Annotated in this window: 16 protein-coding genes; all 16 read right to left on the reverse strand. The window is 46.0% G+C overall.

Features of this window, described 5'->3' with window-relative positions; genetic code table 11:
• On the reverse strand, positions 1-1,758 hold a 1,758-nt coding region (locus tag BGP75_RS10450), incomplete at its 3' end, for a Calx-beta domain-containing protein (protein WP_304441973.1).
• Between the two features lie 418 nt (positions 1,759-2,176).
• A complete protein-coding gene (locus BGP75_RS10455) occupies positions 2,177-3,220 on the reverse strand; it encodes an acyltransferase (RefSeq protein WP_076718505.1) in 1,044 nt (347 codons plus the stop codon).
• A gap of 407 nt (positions 3,221-3,627) precedes the next feature.
• Positions 3,628-6,072 carry a hypothetical protein gene (locus tag BGP75_RS10460; protein WP_076718507.1) on the reverse strand — a complete coding sequence of 815 codons (2,445 nt, stop codon included), beginning with the start codon at positions 6,070-6,072 and terminating at the stop codon, positions 3,628-3,630.
• A 343-nt stretch (positions 6,073-6,415) separates the two neighbouring features.
• Positions 6,416-7,252: a spondin domain-containing protein gene (locus BGP75_RS10470; protein ID WP_076718512.1), complete on the reverse strand. Its 837-nt coding sequence runs from the start codon at positions 7,250-7,252 to the stop codon at positions 6,416-6,418.
• A gap of 151 nt (positions 7,253-7,403) precedes the next feature.
• Complete coding sequence (gene gspM / locus BGP75_RS10475; protein WP_076718515.1) at positions 7,404-7,901, reverse strand: type II secretion system protein GspM; 498 nt, start codon at positions 7,899-7,901, stop codon at positions 7,404-7,406.
• The gene (gspL, locus tag BGP75_RS10480; RefSeq protein WP_076718517.1) at positions 7,901-9,193 is read right to left on the reverse strand and encodes a type II secretion system protein GspL; all 1,293 of its coding nucleotides are present in this window, start codon (positions 9,191-9,193) and stop codon (positions 7,901-7,903) included. The genes gspM and gspL overlap by 1 nt, the downstream gene beginning before the upstream one ends.
• Complete coding sequence (gene gspK / locus BGP75_RS10485; RefSeq protein WP_076718519.1) at positions 9,190-10,284, reverse strand: type II secretion system minor pseudopilin GspK; 1,095 nt, start codon at positions 10,282-10,284, stop codon at positions 9,190-9,192. Before gspK ends, gspL begins: the two co-directional genes overlap by 4 nt.
• Position 10,285: 1 nt before the next feature.
• Positions 10,286-10,906 carry a type II secretion system minor pseudopilin GspJ gene (gene gspJ / locus BGP75_RS10490; RefSeq protein ID WP_076718521.1) on the reverse strand — a complete coding sequence of 207 codons (621 nt, stop codon included), beginning with the start codon at positions 10,904-10,906 and terminating at the stop codon, positions 10,286-10,288.
• The gene (gene gspI / locus BGP75_RS10495) at positions 10,903-11,277 is read right to left on the reverse strand and encodes a type II secretion system minor pseudopilin GspI (protein WP_076718523.1); all 375 of its coding nucleotides are present in this window, start codon (positions 11,275-11,277) and stop codon (positions 10,903-10,905) included. The genes gspJ and gspI overlap by 4 nt, the downstream gene beginning before the upstream one ends.
• Before the next feature lie 8 nt (positions 11,278-11,285).
• On the reverse strand, positions 11,286-11,843 hold the full coding sequence (gene gspH / locus BGP75_RS10500; RefSeq protein WP_158070094.1) for a type II secretion system minor pseudopilin GspH: 558 nt from the start codon (positions 11,841-11,843) through the stop codon (positions 11,286-11,288).
• A complete protein-coding gene (gene gspG / locus BGP75_RS10505) occupies positions 11,770-12,237 on the reverse strand; it encodes a type II secretion system major pseudopilin GspG (RefSeq protein ID WP_076718559.1) in 468 nt (155 codons plus the stop codon). Before gspG ends, gspH begins: the two co-directional genes overlap by 74 nt.
• Positions 12,238-12,367: 130 nt before the next feature.
• Entirely contained in the window at positions 12,368-13,582 is a 1,215-nt protein-coding gene (gspF, locus tag BGP75_RS10510) for a type II secretion system inner membrane protein GspF (protein ID WP_076718527.1), read from the reverse strand.
• Positions 13,583-13,637: 55 nt separating this feature from the next.
• Positions 13,638-15,104, reverse strand: a complete 1,467-nt coding sequence (gene gspE, locus BGP75_RS10515; protein WP_083704743.1) for a type II secretion system ATPase GspE — start codon at positions 15,102-15,104, stop codon at positions 13,638-13,640.
• A gap of 77 nt (positions 15,105-15,181) precedes the next feature.
• Positions 15,182-17,146, reverse strand: coding sequence for a type II secretion system secretin GspD (gene gspD / locus BGP75_RS10520; protein ID WP_076718531.1), 1,965 nt, complete (start codon positions 17,144-17,146; stop codon positions 15,182-15,184).
• Positions 17,147-17,254: 108 nt separating this feature from the next.
• Positions 17,255-17,935, reverse strand: a complete 681-nt coding sequence (locus BGP75_RS10525) for a type II secretion system protein N (RefSeq protein ID WP_233152904.1) — start codon at positions 17,933-17,935, stop codon at positions 17,255-17,257.
• Positions 17,936-18,648: 713 nt separating this feature from the next.
• Positions 18,649-19,335 carry a zinc metallopeptidase gene (locus BGP75_RS10530; protein ID WP_076718535.1) on the reverse strand — a complete coding sequence of 229 codons (687 nt, stop codon included), beginning with the start codon at positions 19,333-19,335 and terminating at the stop codon, positions 18,649-18,651.
• Positions 19,336-19,378: the final 43 nt, after the last annotated feature.

Raw genomic sequence — 19,378 nt, forward strand, 5'->3', positions numbered from 1 at the left:
GGCATTCACATTGCCGTCATCACTCAGTGCACTACCGACTAACGCATTACAGTCATTTTGCAGCTGAGTTTCAGCAACACCCTGTGGACAGATCGTCGCAATACTCTGTGCGACGGCCTCTCGCTGAGGATCACCATTAGCAATCCCTTTCATCGCTTCTTCAATCGGATTCAAGCCAGAATCATCATCCTGTATGGTCAGGGTTGAACTGCTGATAGCCCCCACTGACAAGCCATCACTGGGATTCGACAGGTTTAGGGTTAGGGTTTCATTCTCTTCAGCGCTGTCATCATTCGTCAGTGAAACCGTAAAGCTCTTACTACCCGACTCACCATTAGCCCAGCTTAGCGTTGTACCGGAAAAATCATAATCCTCTCCGCCAGCCGCAGAACCTCCCGTGACAGAAACGTCTACCGAAGCAGCCCCCGAAGAGCCGGTGCGATTCACTGATAGAGTCGCAGTCCCATCGCTTTCGTTGACGCTTACAGCAGCCGCGTCAAACTGAACAGAACCAGGATTATTTTCGTTATCCTGAATGGTGATAGTACCCGATGCTGGAGATCCGAGATCGGCGCCTTGAACATTACTGAGTTGAATCTCCAGAGTTTCATCCCCTTCAACCTCGGTGTCATCAACTAACGTAACAACCAGATTTTTAACACCGGATTCACCATCAGCCCAGCTAAGTAAGGTTGTATCAGTACTGTAATCCGATCCGGCTACTGCGCTACCGGCAGTGGTAATCGAAACCTGTGCAGCTCCTTCACTGCCACCCTCACGACTAACGGAAACAGTGAAGGAACCCTCCCCCTCGCCAGCGCTACCGGGGATACTGCTGATTTGCAGGGTGCCAGCGGCGTCATCATTATCATCAATTGTCACTGTAGCTGTTGTTGAGGTTCCAAGACTCGCTCCCACAGGATTGCTTAGATTCACAGTAAAGGATTCGTCCGGCTCGTCTACACTGTCATCAACTATAGTGATCTGAATACTCTTCGGACCGGTTTCTCCATCCGCCCAGCTAAGAGTACCACTGGTCGCGGCATAATCACTGCCATCTACAGCAGAGCCATCTGCTGTCGAAAACTCAACTGACGCAGCACCTGAGGTTCCAGCACTTCGAGTCACAGTAACAGTGGCAGTTCCATCCTCCTCATTCACAGTTACGCCAGTTTCACTAATGTTCAATTCGCCAGGCTGAGCTTCTGCTGCTTCCGTAGAGATAGAGGTGCTATCACCGCTGCATGTGGTCTGGTCACTGTGGAGACAAAAAAGTTCAAATTCAATATTCGAGGTACCTGCAGGCGCATCCCAGCTAAAGACAGCTCCTCCTGACTCTCCAGGAAGCCTGCTACCACAGGTAAAGAAATTGCCGTTTAAGGTACATTCAGATGTTTGACTGGTAAATTGAGCGGATTGATTAACACCATTAACATTGATAAAAATATCGATCTGGCTGGCCCCGGCTCCATCGGCCACAGCCTCCAGCCCATAAGCCACCTCTGTCCCCACAGTAACAGGATTGCTCGGTTGCTGTATCGGCGCGGCTGAAAAGGATACGTTAGCCTGAACAGTTGCTGCCCAAAACAACAGCAAAGTAGAAATAATAGTCGTCGGTAAGATTTTTAATGCGGTTGATACGATCTGGCTCTTGACTACACATTCAGTACTGGCAGCCAAGCCCGGATCAGAATTTAAGCGGCTTATCATTGCAACCCACAGATAACGGGCCACAGAAAATTTCCGTGGAAATGACATATTGATCCCCTTCAATATTTTTCCGTTGGAGTTCTATTTCACAAGAAAAACGGATGCCAGTGCTCTTCCTTGAAATAGCTCACGGCTTACAGCGATTAAATATGGCAAACACCAAGGGGATTATCAAGAATAATCAGTGAGTAAAATTTATTGCCGTCCCATCACCTTAAATAGTTACCCGATGTAAAAGCTATCTTTACACATTTTCGGCAACTACACTGACACTGACCGTTGTGACAATCTCACACCAGCAATAGTCGGTAACCAGCAATAGTCGATACGAAAGCCTTTAGTTGACCCCGCATCAACGTAAATAGAAATAACAATTTTCGACAGACAACCCGTATGCCCATAATCGTTACCTCAATCTCTGACTGCTCTGAAAACCGGAGACCGAATGGATCTGTTCATAAGATACTTAGCTATGACTTCTTACTCTGTCTCTTGCCTTTTCAATCGGTTTATCCACGAATACAATCACGAACAAACTTATCAAGAGAATAAGAACAGCCGTCAGCATAAGTTCAGATCCTGATATCGCTTGTTTCATCGATGCCGATTTTCCATACAGAATTACAGGGACCAGAACGCCTATCTGCCAATGCATCAAATAGATCGGGTAGGAAAAGTCTCCTAAAAACTTATCCAGTGATCGAGGTATGACAACAAGCCTGCCCCCCTTTATAAGACTAAGGATCAAAAGAGATGAAAACGTTAAATTGCCATAAAACAATAATTCAACCACAAGTGTATTTTCTTCATCTCCGCTTAGTAGCGCTCCACTGACTGCATTCGCCAGCACTAAAATAAAAAGTACTTTTGTATTTAGTACAGATCTAAAAACTTGACTGTCAAGCCGGTAATCCTTTGCCAGGAAAAAAAGAAAAGCACCTATTGAAAAAGGCAAAGAACCCGCTGGAACAGCAAAGTATCGAGAGTGCCAATAAAAATCCATAACGTAGGTGAAAGCAACATAGACTACCGATACAACGACCCACAATACCGTTCGTCCCCGAGTCTTGGAAATACCTAACGCTATAAGAAAATAATAAAACAGCTCTATAGTCAACGCCCAGGTAGCTGGAGACAATCGCGGACTAATATGATTTGGAAAAAATGACGGAAAGACCATCGTCAAATTTGCCAGTACCGAGAATATATCCGGAGGAAGCGATAAAGACTTACTCACAACATTTGTGGTTTCCTGCCCCACAGAAACGATCAGTAAAATACTGACTAAACACGCAAACCAATAACCGGGATACAACCTCAAAAATCGGTTGACCCCAAATCGATACTGTCCAGCTCTACTGTATCCATAGGATTCGTGCATGACCAAAGTCATCAAATAGCCGCTTAAAATATAGAAACCGAAAACAGCGTATCGCCCAAAGTCACTTATCCAGAACAAATGGCCAATAAGGACCATTACCGCCAGCAATAATCTTAATAAGCCAAACATAAACTCATGTCCAAAAAACTCCTGTCATAATTTCTATAATTCTGTTTTGGTGGGATAGACCTAGAACACATTCTCATCACACATTTCACCAGCCAATAACTTACAGAATACCTACCCGTTAGCAGGTCAAAAACAGGCCGATATCAACTGATCATTCTGAAAATGCCAAGATAGGGAAACTGAGCATACCCATTGACACCCCCTCTTAAAATAATCGGAAGTGCTTCGTTTGCCACCGCAGAGAGCCCCCAAAAGAAAGCCTCTAGACTATCATCAAAATGCTAAGGTGCCCACGAGCAAGTCAAAACAACCCACAACCAGCATTGGCTGCTTCTCACAAACACTGCTTATGGGTTAATAATGCAGGGGGGTCTTTAATCAAGTTCAAGCCCCCTCCTAATCAAAGCCTAGTTTGACGGCTGTACTGCGGTTACAGTCTCCGAAGAAATGGAAGCATTATGATAGTTGTCGTAAGCCGTAATTTGGTAAATCACTTCCCCCTGAGGAGGCCAGGGGTCATGGAAGCTACTGGCTGAGGTATGAGTATACGGCTGACCATTACGTGAAATTTTATAGTAGGCAACCCCTGTATTATCGATAGAGGCATTCCATCGTAAATTAAAGCCCCAACCACCATCCGATACAGCAACCAACTCCTGGGGCTGTGTCGGCGCCTCAGAATCACCTGCCATGGAAGATTCCACCGTCGAGGTCGCCAGAATTTCCTTAGCGCTGTTTAAGGCCTCAACATGGAAACTATAGGAATGACCAAGCTGCAACCAGTTAACATCAAATGAGGTTTCTGCGACAGTGTGGCCAACCCATTCACCATCTTTATAGACACCGTAGTAAGCAACTTCCCCATCCAGTTGATCCCAAGTCAATCGTACTCCCCATGTATCAGGCAGGCTGGATAATTGTAGAGTTAAAACGTTGTTTTCACCCGTATCATTATCAGGATCGTTTGGATCTGTGGGATCATCAGGTTGCTCGGTTCCCGGATTGGTATCCAGGTAAACATCTCTTGCACAGCCTTCCCACCAGCAGGGATGATTATCGATATAATCAATAACAGCCTGGAACTTAGGTGCTTCGGCATTAGTTTGCGTCTGGTACTCCTTAAGAGGGAAGGCTCCAAAACGGCCCCAGCGACCAATACTTTCAAACACCATGTAGAGATTGCCACCAGAATTTTGCCAGTCATCAAAATGTCGACCGAAAGCCTCACCCATTCGAGGATCTCTGTTGGCAGCCAGGAAAACCTGTTGATTAACGACTTCCCGATCTCCCTCCATATTCCCAGCGAATGTCATATGCTGCCCACCCTCGTAAGCAGTCAGTTGAATACCAAATTCGGCAGCAACCTGAGCATTGGATTGTATATGCCGTGCTGTACCAGCAAGCGCCCCTCCTTCTGGAGGACGCTGCCATTCTTGCTCAGAGGGATCCCAGGTCAGATCACGCAATATGCCATCGTTAATTTCTTCAAACACTTTGTCGACTGCACTGCCTTCCTCAAGCCATTGAGACCAGAAGGACAAGAAGCGGTCCTGATAAAAATAACCAGCAAAGTATGGACCTATCGCCAGGGAATGCATATCTGTGGCACAAACATCCCCACCGCTTGCAACCCACAACGGACAAGACAGAGATTGATAGCTAACCCAGCTATTGCCACCCTGCCCTCCCATTACGCACTTGACCCTGTCAGATTGATCTGCAAAAGCATCTTTCCAGATACTGCACATATCCGCAGTTCGCTTGCCATAGTAATTGAGTCGATAGCCGAAGTCGGATACGCCGGCCTCTGGCCACAACAATTTGCCCTGTTCTTCCATCCAGCGGGCATCAAGGATATATGGGTAAGCAGAATTCCATATCTCATTCCCCAACTCAACGTAAACAGAAAGATCTTCGGCTAAATTCGTCCTGACAAGATCAGCAAATTCTCTTATATATTCATCACTCGCTCTGGCAGGAACATTCAACCAGGGTTCAGCCTTAATCTTGTTCGACAACTCCAATGCCAATTCAATAGGGCCGCCACCATCTCCTGCCCAGGTTGCTGATTCCATCTGAGTTCTCTGGTCCCAAAAACGCTGCTGATTAACGTTAGTACTTTGATATTGCATGAATCGTAGCGAGCGAAACTTGCTCATATCTGCCAGAAAGAGAGGGTGGAAGCGTTGACTCTGATAAATTTCTTCGAAAGCGGTAAAGCTTGTAGCACAATCGGCTGCGGATCGGCCATATAGGAAAGGATTGTCGTCACATATGCCGCCGGGCACGATAACCCTTATATTACGAATATAGTTTCCAGTTTGATCAGGATCGGTAGAACGGATTTGCAAATGAAAGAAGCTGTTCGGATCAAGCTGGACAACGTCACGCCCTGGACTCGAACGCTCCTCTATCTTCCTTGGGCCTGAGTAACGGATTTCTCCAGCGCCCTCATACAGAACGATATATTCGCCGGGTTCATAGTGCTGGTTGTCATGAAGCAGCAGACTTGTAACGTAACGATATTCCTGGCTCGTATCATCTGTATCAGGTAATGTTCGCGGCCAACCATTCTGATCCAGATCTAACTTGTCATGCTCTAAGGTATTATATGTAGCGGGACTCGATGTGGTCCAACTGTGACCACTTCCATCAGATCCTTGCTTCATCAGATCTAACAACATCCACTGACTCGACCAGTAGTTGACTCCTGTTATGTTAAGTCCGATAGGAGAGGACGCATTTACTGCCAACTCTGTATCAGCAATGGCATAAGGCGAACAACAACCAGCGCCAAAAACCACAGCGATTGAAAATTGGCGGATAATTCTTCCAACAGAGTTCTTTGCCATGTTCCTTAGCCTTCCATTCTATGCTTGTTTGAATTGCCGCTAGTTATTTACAGGTGCAGACACCAACAATTAATTAGTAAACAACCTTTTACTGCTGTTTGCATACCGGACATCGGAATAAGCAGTCACCTTAATCAGATAAAGAATCTAAGGAGGTATTCCAGTTTGCTACCGATGTTTCGCGAAGAAAAGCTAACGCAGCATTTGCCAAATAATAGCCGCGTTTTTTCAACGCGGCATAGTACTTTTATCAGCAAAAAGCTGCTATTGATATTTATTAACTATTTTGTTGAGCTAAGTCAGAATTCTCTGATAAACAAAGATACCCATCCATTTATCAACTCTATCTCTTGCTAGCTCTTTTCTTACGAACAGAAGCTCCTACACCAAATACTCCCGCCAATAGCAAGGCTGCAGAAGCAGGTTCTGGCACCCGGGATATTCTGATTTGTGCAATCTCGACCAAGCCATTGTTGCGACTGAAATCAGCGAAGACAGGATCGAAAAAGAAGCCAGCTCCATTGGTTCCACCCAAAACATTACCACCAGGAAACGCCGTAAACCCTGAGTGTTGAGCGATTAGACCAGCAGTGGTAGCAACCCCTTCATCAGGATTTGACTGATTCAGAAAAGCCGCTCCCGTTTCAGTATTGTCCTCTGTACCGGCGTCATAAATATTAGCACCCAATATACTGATCACAATATCACCCACAAAATCACCACCGGCATTAAATAACGCCAGCGGATCAGCATTGCCAAAGAATGCATCATTAGAAGGAATCAGCATGGACGCATAATTCAGATAACGGTGAGCAAGAGGGTCCAGATCGAATGTTGCGGATGCGATATCACCGGGATCAAATATCGGTGCACCCGCAAAACCTGCCGGAGCTGTTAATACAGAACCAATAGAGTCCGCTTGAGAGGCATTAAGTGCCGCATTGAGCGGAGCTGGATTTCCATCTTCAGCCAATCTTTCCAGCGCTGGAGATGCAGCAGCTCCCACATCGAAAGTATCAAAACCACCACTGTGGAAACCTAGCCAGACAGGGGTGAAAAAGAGACCATCGGTGGGAGACTTATTCTCGACTTCCACTTTAATCATGGCTGCATTGGCCTGGGAAATGGATAACCCCAGTAAACCACACAGCAACAAGTGTGCTACACGAAATGTGTTCATTTAAAACTCCTAATTGTCATTATTGGACATCCTGCGGCATCAGGTGGCACGCCGGAGCTACAATTAGGGTTACGCAGCAAATCTCATAATGGATTCACCTGAATAGATATTTTTCTGTTTCTGATAACAGGATTACAATGACAGGCTATGACTAGCTGTCCTCAAACAGAACTCTGGCTGTCACAAAACCTGATTTATCGGTAAGCTGAATATTGATGCTGCTTAAGACCATACCTGATTTAGCAGCACTATCGAGAAAGACCAGCAGGCGGTTAAATTCGATCGAATCAAATCGAAGCCGGATGTGATCAGACTGAGTCCTTTCAGAACGATTAACTCGAATACCAGCAGTACTGGCCAATCGACTAATGTTCTGCTGTGCGCTGACATTATTATTTGTGGTTGTTAATGCTCCCCCTTTGGCTCTTAACACCTCTACCTCAGAAGAGGCTCGTTCCATCCAGAGTAGCAGTTTATTCTTGGCTTCGACTTGACGACTGAGCTGATCATGACGTTGCAGTTGAGGTTGCCAAACAAATAGATAAATAAGTGTAGCCACTACAGCAAAGGTACCTGCTGTAACGCTAATCCGCTCTCGCACAGTCAGACTCTGTAGCCAAGACTGGAACTTGGTTGAGGGTTGGGACATTAGCGCACCTCCCTAAGGGTTAACAAGCCTTCGGTAAACTGGCCTCTTTTGCGCATTGTTTTTATTTCATTGAAAATGCCCAGCTCCGTCAACTTCTGACTGAAACGATCAATAGAAGCGTTTTGCGGTGCACGTAGACTTAGCTGTAATTGGCTCTTGCTCGCCATATAGTCCAGGCTTTGTAACTTTACTTCAGGTTGCAGACTTAGTGCCGGCAGCAATTGATCCAAAAGCACTATAAATGGACTGCCTTGATTAATTTTTCGTAACTGTTTCAGACGCTGCTCAGTCTGAGTACGAACGTTGACAATCCGCTGCGAGTCAGGAAATGTCTTTCGATAAAGTTGATTAAGCTGTTCAGTCACATCTTCTTTTTGTTTTTGCAGCTGTAGATTTTTCCAATAAACCGCAGCGGGGTATGCCAGCATCAATATTAAAGCGATGGCCACCGGCCAGCACCATAGTCTCAATGTCTGTTGAAGTGGATTATTGAGCTGATAATCACCTTGCAACAGATTAATTGCCGGATCAATAGCTAAGTACTCCGCAGGGTTAACAGTATTCGCAGCTTTGCCAACAGAGGAAGAATTCTCCGTTAAATAATCTGTTTGCTGTCCAGCCGCACGGAGGCATTCAGAATCTCCGACAACCACTGACAAAGGCGTACTGAATTGCTTCGCGGCAATCTTCAACCAGCATTGAAAAGATGCAGCGTCGATTGCATAGCCTTGGTAAGGTTTTTCCTGCACGATAACCCGGTTATTCCAGTGCAAAGCTACGGCAACACTCCTCTCACCTTCAGCCCCAGGGTATTGATTTTCTGTAGACTTTACTTGATCTGTGGGAATTTTTTCGTGTAATTTCTCAGCATCCAGTGTTTCTATTATCATAGCCAGAGGTTGTATCCCGGCTTCCTGCAACCAATCAGCCCAAGCCTGCATCTGTTGTTTTGCTATAACCGCAACAGGGTAACAGTTTTCCTCAATCATCGGCCCCCGGGCAAAATGCAACTCATCTATATCATCACAGAGTTGATCCTCCAGCTGATATGGAATGGCATCACGGGCTTCACGACTATTAGTCGGCAGCTTAACCAGAAACTGAGTAGCAGTCGTCGCAGGAACAACGGCATAACAGGGTATACCGACAGCTAGTGTTTTTAACTCATTTAGCTGTTTGGCAGTCTCGATCTGTCCTTGACGCTCAGTCTTTCCGGAGCTGGAATCCCTGACAACCCAACAGATTGTCTGCTCTGCATCAGGCCCTAAAAAAATCAATAATTGGTTGTTCACCGCTTGACTCCATATTGCCGTGAATAAGACAAAAGACCGCTTTCATTAATCCCTAACCGGCTCCGCAACCGCATACGGGCATCGTAGTAATTAACATCGATTGTGGCCAAAAAAAACTTAGACGAGACTGTTAGCTGCTGTTCTATAGCTCCTAGGTGCTGAACTATCTCCGGCTCCAGACGAAGTTGTTCCAGAGGCAGTTGTTGCCAGAATTCTGCAACTTCGCTGAACCCTTCCGCAGGTCTGTTTTGTATCAATATCCGAGCTTCCTCCACACTCAAGGTTTCGTCGAACAACCCACTGATTAAAAGGGCTTGATCTTCCGTGATGGTATTAATATTGATTCTCTGTTCCTGATAGGGCAATGCACAGAAGAAGGGCTCTAAACGTGTCAGGTATTCCGATTTAAAACCTGTAATCAGATTCAACTCAGACAATACTTGAACGGGCCCATTAGCAGATTGATAAGGAGGGGTTATTCCTGAATAATGCAGATCTTCGAAACCTTCCAAGCCAGTGGGAATAACGTCCTTATCCAACCAATCCTGAATGGTAGCTTGAAGACGAGAGATTTCCTCACTCTCAAACTCCAGCAGTTTAAGAAGAGAACGAAACTGTCGCAAGTTCAAATCAAGGGCCTGGGTATCCTGGCTGACTGCTGTTGTCAACTTTGTCAGAACGTTGATATTAAAACATGCTTGTTGATCAGTAATCGCCAGCGCCAAACCGCCCCCCTCAAAAGGGAAATGGTGAGGTCCCTGTGACCAGCTCTGTCCCAAATAAATCAAATTATCAGAGCGACTGCCAGCCGAACCAGCCCCACTTTGGTCATCGCTACCTCGCACAGAATTAACTTGATCATCATTATCTTGAAATAATGCCTGCTTAAGTAACTGCTGCGCTAGTTCCTCTCCACCCAGCGCATACCAATAGGCTTGTCCTTGCTGGGAACGATTCTGGCTTTTCTTAACATTAAACTGCACTCGGGAAGAAACAGCTGTTGCCAGAGTCGCAATTACGGCAACAACCAATAAAACCACAATGAGCGCCATTCCCCGTTGAAGGCGAACATCAGCAACAGTCCGCCTCATATTAGAGGCTCCCCGGTAGCAGTACGTTCTGGGTAATCTTCCCGTACGGTTGCAGAGTGATCTGGAGCTGGAGCGCTTGAGGAAAATCCAAAGGCCTGTTCTGGTTGGGTATCGGCCAGCGAGACTGCCACAGGCCCTCTGTGTAAAAATTGAGTGTTAACGCATCCACATCCTTTAACAACACGCGGCTATGAATGGGAGTTGATGGTGTGGGATCAAGCACTGGAGAAATCTCACGAATCAACTGCCGATCTTCCAGGCGATATTGAACTCGTTCTAAACTTGAGCCTTCAAATTTACGACCGATTAACCGGCGCCCCCCCTTATAAAACGCAAGCAGCAAGCCATTCTCTCCAGAATCCGCCTCAGAGTTAACAGTAAAGACCTGTAGACGGGAGTCACCCAGACTATCGCGTCCATAGCGAGCAACGGCCTGCTCAAGGTCTCGTCGTATTAATTGCTGAGCGGTCTGTAACTGTTCCAACGACTCCAACCGAAGACTGATAATCTCTTCACTACGGATACCGCTATTAAGAGCCAACGCCGAAGCCAATCCGAGCAGCGCCAACAGCCCAACGGAAACAAGAAGCTCTAACAGTGTAAAACCCTGCTGGCGAATCACGGGTTAATCCCTACAAACAGGTTAAGCTCAGAAAGCACCTGTCCCTGTTCAGTTTCTATTCTTAGGTTAACCTTACGAATGGTACTATTTTCAGTTTCATTAACGGCCTGAAACCAGTAAAACGTACGTTCTGCCAGAATATGTTTGCCATTTGAAAGACCCGTTTCAGGAGGCGGTCTTACCAGTGAAAGCTCAACAAGATCATTATGCGCAAGCAGTTCTGCAAAATACTTGGTCTCAAGGTAGTCAGCATGCCTCGCACTTTGCCCCAGAACTTGAAAAAAACCTGCTGTAGCCAAGGCGAAAATAAATACCGCCACCATTAACTCCAGCAAACTGAACCCACTCTGTCTGCTCAGTCTAAACGTCAACGAGCTCCTCACGACGGACCTTCCGCTTCAACAGTCAAGGCACCATCGAAAGACCCAGACAACATCCAACTCCGTTTATCATCTGTACGAGCGAATTTGATGCTGAACTCACTTAGCTGTCCATCGCTTAGAATCAGAATTTGAGGCGTGCTGGCATCATCAATATCTACCGACTCGCCTTCGATATTCAACTGCACTCTGAGATCCTTTGGAAATTTCTGCGCCTTTAATAAGGAGACAGACGTCTCTGGAACCCACTCTTCCCCCTGGTAGCTGAAAAAATGGTACCCGTCAGATGAAAGTAATAAGCCATAATCCTTGCTTCTGAAAACTGATTCTTCCTGGGCAATCAAGATTGCTCGCTTCATACTGACAGCCATTTGTTCCAGATCCTGACCTTTTCTTTCAGGTAGTGCCACACTAACCAACCCCACCATTAAGCCGATAATAAACAGACACAGCAGGATTTCCAGCAGCGTAAAACCTGACTGGCTACCAGTTCGTGATATCCGTCGCAAGCCCTTCACCTCCGGGTTCTCCATCTGCACCCGTTGAATAAATATCATAAGGACCATGCTCACCTGGCTGAATATACTGGTAAGGATTTCCCCAAGGATCTAAAGGTAAACGTTTGATGTAACCATTCTGACTATAGTTTTTAGGGGCTGGGGCGATATCCGGTTTTTTTACCAGTGCTTCCAGTCCCTGATCTGTTGTCGGGTAAGAAAAACTATCCAGCTTATACAAATCCAATGACTGCTCAAGCAACGCAATATCTGCCTTAGCCTTCTGCACCATTGCTTTATCTTGATTCTGCAGGACATTGGGAGCGACCACTGCGACCAATAACCCAAGAATCACGATCACAACCATTATTTCAAGAAGGGTAAAGCCCGATTGATGACGACTATATTTGCCAGACTGCCATTTACCAAGCGACTGCCTGGATTCTCTTTTCATCATACTGCTAAGCTGTCGATCTATGATTGTGTTACACATCCGCTTGTCCATTGATTAACTGATTCTCCTTAAGGAATAACTATTGATAAAAACTGAGGAACGCTTCACAAGACAAAATCCCAACCCGTGATTATATCCCTGTCAGGTTATTTAGTTGCAGGATTGGCAACAGTATTGCCAATACAATGGCTAAAACGATCACCCCCATTGTCAAAATAATAATGGGTTCAAACAGACCTATCAGCCAAGCCAAACGACTTTCAAACTCGACTTCTTGATTCTGGGCCGATCTAATCAGCATCTGTTCCAGCTCACCACTTTGCTCTCCACTGGCAATCATATAAATCAGCATCGGTGGAAAACCGCCACTTTGTTCCAACGAACGAGCAAGACTGCCTCCTTCCCGGACACGCTCACTCGCTTGCTGTACGCTTTTTCTCAAACAAAGATTAGTGACGGGGGTTGATGCGATACTCAAGCTCTGCAACAAATCCAGACCACTCCCGACCAATATCCCCAAAGTCCGGGCAAATTGCAGTGTTTGCTGACAAACAATAAACCCGGCCACCAGTGGAAGCCTTAACTGCATTCGGTGCCAGACAAAGCGTCGCGATTCACGACTTAACAGCCATTTCACAAACAACACAACGCATACCAGAGCGAGTAAAATAAAGACTCCATAAGCAACCAGTCCATCACTGATAAAAATCATCCAGCGGGTTAGCCAGGGTAACGTTTGCCCTACATGATCAAACTGCGAGACGACTTTAGGTACAACGTAGGTCATCAGCAAGGTAATCACAGCAACGGCGACCAGGGTAAGCGCAGTTGGATATAACAACGCCAGTTGAATCTTTCCTCTCAGTTGATGCAGTCGTTCACTATGTTCTGCCAATCGAACAAGAACAGTCCCCAGTGTTCCTGATTTTTCACCCGCATCGACCATCGCCCGGTAAAGTTCATTAAAAGTCTTTGGGAATTCTGATAAAGCGTCTGCCAGGGTATGTCCTTCAAGTACCCGAGATCGAACGGCAATGATAATTCTATTCAACCCTTTGTGATCAGTCTGCCGAGCAATAGCCTGCAACACCTCTTCGAGGGGTAAGCCTGACTCAACCAGCGTCGCCAGTTGACGGGTAAAAAGAGTCACATCCCTGAGGGATACCTTTGCCGACAGTTGCCATTTTTTGTTACTGCCTGACTTACGATGGGCACTTTCAACAGCGATAGGCATCAAGCCCTTTTCTCGCAGTTGCTGCCGTGCTGCGCGGCCCGAATCCGCTTCAATAACCCCCTTGCGCTTACCTCCCTGAGCATCCAGAGCGCTATATTCCCATGCGGACATGATCTAGGCCCTCTGTCCCATCAAACAACGGATCGACCCTTGATTCATTTTTGAGCTACTCATGAATGATCCGTAGGACCTCCTCCGCTGAAGTCATTCCCTGAAACACCAGCTCACGCGCCTCTTCTATCATTGTTGTCATTCGTTCACTCAGATATGCTCGAATCTCTGCTTCCGCTGCCTGATTGTGAATCAATTCGGCCATTCCAGCATCCACTGACAACAATTCGTAAACTCCGATCCGTCCTTTGTAACCACTATGATTACACTGATCGCATCCATTCTCACTTGCCTTAAAAATTCTGTGCCCCTGATAACGTTCACCTGCTATACCCAAACGCAAAGCTTCATCTGTCTCAAGCTTATAAGGCGTTCTGCAGCTCTGACAAAGACGCCGGACTAATCGCTGCGCTAATACTGCTCGCAATGTTGTCGCTATTAAATAACTATCCACGCCAATATCATTCAGCCGGGTAATAGCCCCCAGTGAATTGTTGGTATGCAATGTTGATAAGACCAAGTGCCCGGTTAAACTGGCCTGAACAGCTATTTCCGCCGTTTCAAAATCCCGTATTTCTCCCACCATCATGACATCGGGATCCTGACGCAGCATCGCACGCAATCCTTTTGCGAAGGTCATGCCCGTTTTACTGTTGACCTGCGTCTGCCCAACCCCTTCCACCGCATACTCGATAGGATCTTCAATGGTCAGAATGTTTCTTGATCGTTCATTGAGAAGGCCAAGTCCGGCGTAAAGAGTCGTTGTTTTACCGGAACCAGTCGGGCCCGTAACAAGAATGATGCCATTAGGTTTAAGCAAAGCCTGCTGTAGACGATCACTGATTATCTCTGGCATTCCTAATTGGGGCAATCCCATGCGACTGCCTTGCTTATCCAGCAACCGCATCACTATCCGCTCACCATGACTTGAGGGTAGTGTGGAAACACGAATATCCAACGCCCGCCCTGCAATTCGCACACTGATTCGACCGTCCTGAGGCACTCTCTTTTCAGCGATATCCAGTTTAGCCATAACTTTAATTCGGGAAATCAGCAAAGCAGCCAATTTATGATTGGGTGAGATCACTTCTCTCATCACACCGTCCACCCGGAGCCTGACCGAAAGTGATTTTTCATAGGGCTCGATGTGAATATCCGAAGCACCTTCTTTAATGGCTTCGGTAATCAATGCATTAATCAGTTTGATGATCGGAGCATCATCTTCACCTTCTAACAGATCATCATCTTCAGGCAATTCTTCGACCAGTTTAAACAGATTGACCTCATCACCAATTTGCTCCATCAACACCATGTTAGCCTGGCTATTCTGCTGATAGGCTGCAGCAAGCATCAGCTGAAACTGCTCACTATCAACAAGTTTCAGCTCCAATTCCACACCATAATAACGGCGTACCTCAGCGATAGCCGTCAGAGGCGTGTTTTCTGTTATATGAAGTTGCATCCGCTGCTCATCTTCAGCTGAAGCAAACAGTTGAAACTTATTGGCAAAGCTAAAAGGCATAAGCCCCTTTGTCATAGGTAACGTCGAAGCTGACGGACTTTTAGCATTGAGGTCTTCCAATATCGTTGAACTCACCACTATTCAGGCCCAAATAAGTGAGCACTGGCAGGCCCCATACCAGTCCATTCCGGAAGAGCCAATGGCTTACTGTCCTCAGGGAAAAGATTGATACCGCCGTTTTCCTGCAGCATTTGCTGAGCCTTGATATAAAGGTATTTACGGCTACTGATTTCAATCATGGTCTCAGAGTCTCGGATAATCGTTGGCCGAATAAATACCATTAGGTTTCTGCGAACCCTCTTTGACTTATCAGACTTGAAAGCACGACCAATTCCCGGCAAATCTCCCAGCAATGGCACCTTATCACTGTCTTGCTGAATGTCGTCATCCACCAACCCACCAAGTACAATGGTCGCACCATTTTCAATCATCACTGTTGTATCAATGACTCTTTTGTTAATGATGATATCGGACGCGGTTAAACCGGTCAGAGAGGATACCTCCTGCTCTATTTTCAACTGCACAGTATTCCCTTCGTTAATCTGCGGTTGAACTCCAAGTTTAATACCAATGTCCTCTCGCTCGATGGTCTGAAAGGGGTTTCCATTGTTGTCACTCGCTGTCGATCCCGTCAGTATCGGGACATTCTGGCCCACATGAATAGAAGCCTCTTCATTATCCATGGTCATTAGTACCGGCGTGGAAAGCACATTAGAATTGGAATCACCCGAAAAGGCTTTAATCAATGCCGCAAAGCTCAAACCACTGCTGGAAATGCGGCCCAGTCCCAGACTGATACCTTCAACCCCGGCAAGCGCATCTGCTACAGAGTCCCCCCCATCAGTGGAACTTGCAGCCCCCAGTAAACTATTCCCAAGATTCTTAAAATTAGTGGCGCCACCTACGAGCCCACTACTGTCAGGATCTCCTCGAAACAACCACTGAACTCCCAACTCTTTCGCTCTATTTTCGGTAATTTCAACGATGATCGCTTCAACCAGAACCTGAGCACGACGAATATCCAGCTGTTTGACCACAGCCTCCAGCTCTTCGATTATCAAAGAGCTGCCAGACAACACAATGGCATTCGTCTGTTCATGAGCTTTTATATGAACATTAAGCCGCTTGGCTGTAGGATTTTGATCAAGACTCTGTGATTGCTCAGTCTTAATCATGGAGTCACTGACACTTTCCAACAACGTGGCCAGTTCTTCAGCCTTGGCATACTTCAAATAGACAACCTTGGTATTAGTTGCCGTTTTAACTTCGCTGTCCAGCCTCTGAATAATTTTCTTTAAATAGGCCCGGCTCTGGCTGTCCCCTCGTATCAGTAAGCTATTGGTTCTTTCATCCGCTGTAATAACCGGTATCGCTCTGGCCACCTGCTGACCTTTAGCTTGTTCTCTTATCAATGAGGTAAGAATCCGACTCATCTCCTTGGCAGAAGCATTGTTCAGCTTGATCACCTCCATGGAATCAGTATCAGCCTTATCCACCCGGGCGATAATTTCCAACAACCGGCGCACATTTGATTTCTTATCGGTAATCAAAATGACATTGGAAGCGGCGTAGGGAGCAATAATACCGCTCTTGTTATCAACCAAAGGGCGAAGAATAGGAACCAGTTGGTTAACTTCAACATTGGTCACCTGCACTACACGGGTAATTATCTCTTCACTGGGGGGGGGGACATTATTATCTTCCCCTTCAACCCCAATGCCTTCGAGTTTTGCCGCCTGTTTAGGAATAACTTTAAGAATATTATTGCCAAGATCCACCACCGAATAGCCGCTGACTCCCAGCTGCACCAGAAATATTTCGTAGAATTCAGCTGCACTGACAGGCTTTGGGCTTTGTATATTGACCCGACCCTTAACCCGCTGATCTACAATGATGGTTTTGCCACTTAGTTTACCGACTGTAGCGATGAATTCGCGGATATCCGTATCCCGCATATCCAACGTAAACTCTTCGGCATGACTGGAAAGTGACCAAACGAGAAAACAGCTGAGTAATAGTGTGCAGAGGGGTTTCAAGCTCATAAACTGCCTTATAGGTATAATCACGTTAACAGAATAATCCAGTGATGGTTATTGAGGTAACTTTAATGAGGAGTGTCATAAAAGTAAGAGGCTGGATCATGGGTAAACTTAAAGAGACGGATTTTTGGATGCCCGATGGGAACGATTATGCTGAACCTTGATGGAGCTATTAAGAGGCTTGGTTCTCGCCTGTACGCGCTGAATTGCCCGCTTCTTCAAGTTGTTTAAAGCCTCTGCAATATTTCCTGAATCCTCACCCTGCTCTTCAACGCCAGGAGAGCTATTAATTGGGTTAGTATTCTTTTTGGCTTCCAGCACCAGGGTTTCCGGATGCTCACCGCGCTTTAAATAAACCTTACCAGCCTCAACCTTTTCCAATAAAACCGACTCATCCATATTTAAAAACTCTCCGGTTTTATAAGCCTGTTGCTTCCCTCTGTAGCTCAAAATAGCAACACCTTCGCCATTACTACCCTGGACGATCCCCAATACCTTGGCATTTAAAGGAGGTAAGCGTTTACGAACGTTATTGGGACGGGGTTTCGGCGGTGGGGGCGATGATTTTAGCGCGACAATTTGACCAAAGAGGTTTTCGCCAATGAGGCTATCCAACTGATATGCGGGCTCAGCTACAGCGGAATCTGCTCGCTGAGGTGAATGGGGAACGGTGGTAGTGTAAGAGGATAGTATGCCATGACCCAAGAGCTGCCAAAACAACACTGCACCTGACGCCAGCAATCCTGCGATAGCTGCTAAGGCCAGTAGATTCAGCGTTCTATGTGACAACATTCCGGTCTGCATCCTGCGACTTCCTTCCGTAATTTTGTGTAGACATTCCTGTACCCATATTTGTTCTCGCTACAAATATGCTGCGGGAAGTTCAGGAGTCTTTGGTCAACAAAACCAACGAATCGCGCCAAAAGTCGCTATCAAATTGATTCTCCAGCCAGTTCTATAACTAGTTCAATATACTAACTATACTGTTGGGATTCTAAAACAAATGGGCAGGCTTTGTCATTACTTTTACCGGAGAGACAGACAGGGCACGTTACTAACGTTCTTTCGGACGCTATGCCATTTCTAAATATACTCTGGTCTATAGTCTTACCAGAATACAGAGAGAGGCCAGTTAATTCCACTGACCTCTCCAATTCAAACGAGTTGCTCTAAGAAGAACAACAATACGGTTAGCACTGCCGCTACTCCCACCATCCATGGCGTGTACTTCACTGCATGGTTCAGAAGGTCTAGCATAAGCTCACCAATTTCACCCCTAAGTATAGACAGGGTTCACACAAAGACACGCTAATATAGAAAAAACTTTCTACCCCGTAGATTAATAACTGACTATCTGAGTTTTTATCCTATATATTGAACACTTCAAGCAGGTATAAAAGATCATAACCAATTGAAAAATAAATCAAATAAAAGCCATGCCCGGAACTCATATCTACTCAAAGGGAGAAACATACATCCTCCCAAGGCTTCAGTGACATTATAAATCAACGTCGTAATAACAACGCCCATCTGCCAAGATGAACAATGCTGGCCAATGCCGAAGCAAAATAAGTCAACGCAGCGGCCTTCAGCACCATTCTAACTGCTGATACCTGCTGTTCTTGTATATACTCACCTTCGATGAGTATCGGTAGTGCCTTATTGAAACTGGCATCCCATTCTTCAGGAAGCATAATCAAATAAGCCGAAGCTCCCATCAACTGCAGAATCAAACTGATCACAACAACAACCAACATTAGGGCGGGGACTTTAACGATCAGGACGAGAACGGGGATCAGCAGTAGCAGCAATTCTCCCATTTTTCGAAATCCCATCGCTATGGGTATATATTTCCGTCGAAGTTCGAAAATACGCTCCTGCCGATGATATTGAATTGCATGACCAACCTCATGGGCAGCAACGGCAACGGCTTTTAAAGATCGACCGTTATAGTTACTGGGACTGAGTCGCACTGCCGGACCTGAGGGGTCAAAATGATCACGTCCTTCATCGGTTTGCTCAACAACAACTCCTACCAGTTTAAAACGCTGAATCAAGTGATCTGCCAATTCACCACCAGTGCCAGGCATATCACTAACGTCATCACCAAACTTCTTCATTGTGTGACGTACCCATAATTGAGGGGCGTAAATCAACAGAATCAAAGCCAATGTTAAAATGGCATACAACATGAGATGACCTCTGAAAGAGTTATTTTCGCATCCTTAGACGACT

Origin of the sequence: Motiliproteus sp. MSK22-1 (assembly GCF_001968815.1) — a bacterium.
GTDB lineage: Bacteria > Pseudomonadota > Gammaproteobacteria > Pseudomonadales > Balneatricaceae > Motiliproteus.

What these genes read in the sequence shown, in the direction of transcription:
- BGP75_RS10455 (WP_076718505.1), bottom strand. Translation starts at nt 3,220, where the DNA reads ATGTTTGGCTTATTAAGATTATTGCTGGCGGTAATGGTCCTTATTGGC.
- BGP75_RS10460 (WP_076718507.1), bottom strand. Translation starts at nt 6,072, where the DNA reads ATGGCAAAGAACTCTGTTGGAAGAATTATCCGCCAATTTTCAATCGCT.
- BGP75_RS10470 (WP_076718512.1), bottom strand. Translation starts at nt 7,252, where the DNA reads ATGAACACATTTCGTGTAGCACACTTGTTGCTGTGTGGTTTACTGGGG.
- gspM (WP_076718515.1), bottom strand. Translation starts at nt 7,901, where the DNA reads ATGTCCCAACCCTCAACCAAGTTCCAGTCTTGGCTACAGAGTCTGACT.
- gspK (WP_076718519.1), bottom strand. Translation starts at nt 10,284, where the DNA reads ATGAGGCGGACTGTTGCTGATGTTCGCCTTCAACGGGGAATGGCGCTC.
- gspH (WP_158070094.1), bottom strand. Translation starts at nt 11,843, where the DNA reads ATGATATTTATTCAACGGGTGCAGATGGAGAACCCGGAGGTGAAGGGC.
- gspG (WP_076718559.1), bottom strand. Translation starts at nt 12,237, where the DNA reads ATGAAAAGAGAATCCAGGCAGTCGCTTGGTAAATGGCAGTCTGGCAAA.
- gspF (WP_076718527.1), bottom strand. Translation starts at nt 13,582, where the DNA reads ATGTCCGCATGGGAATATAGCGCTCTGGATGCTCAGGGAGGTAAGCGC.
- gspE (WP_083704743.1), bottom strand. Translation starts at nt 15,104, where the DNA reads ATGCCTTTTAGCTTTGCCAATAAGTTTCAACTGTTTGCTTCAGCTGAA.
- gspD (WP_076718531.1), bottom strand. Translation starts at nt 17,146, where the DNA reads ATGAGCTTGAAACCCCTCTGCACACTATTACTCAGCTGTTTTCTCGTT.
- BGP75_RS10525 (WP_233152904.1), bottom strand. Translation starts at nt 17,935, where the DNA reads ATGTTGTCACATAGAACGCTGAATCTACTGGCCTTAGCAGCTATCGCA.
- BGP75_RS10530 (WP_076718535.1), bottom strand. Translation starts at nt 19,335, where the DNA reads ATGTTGTATGCCATTTTAACATTGGCTTTGATTCTGTTGATTTACGCC.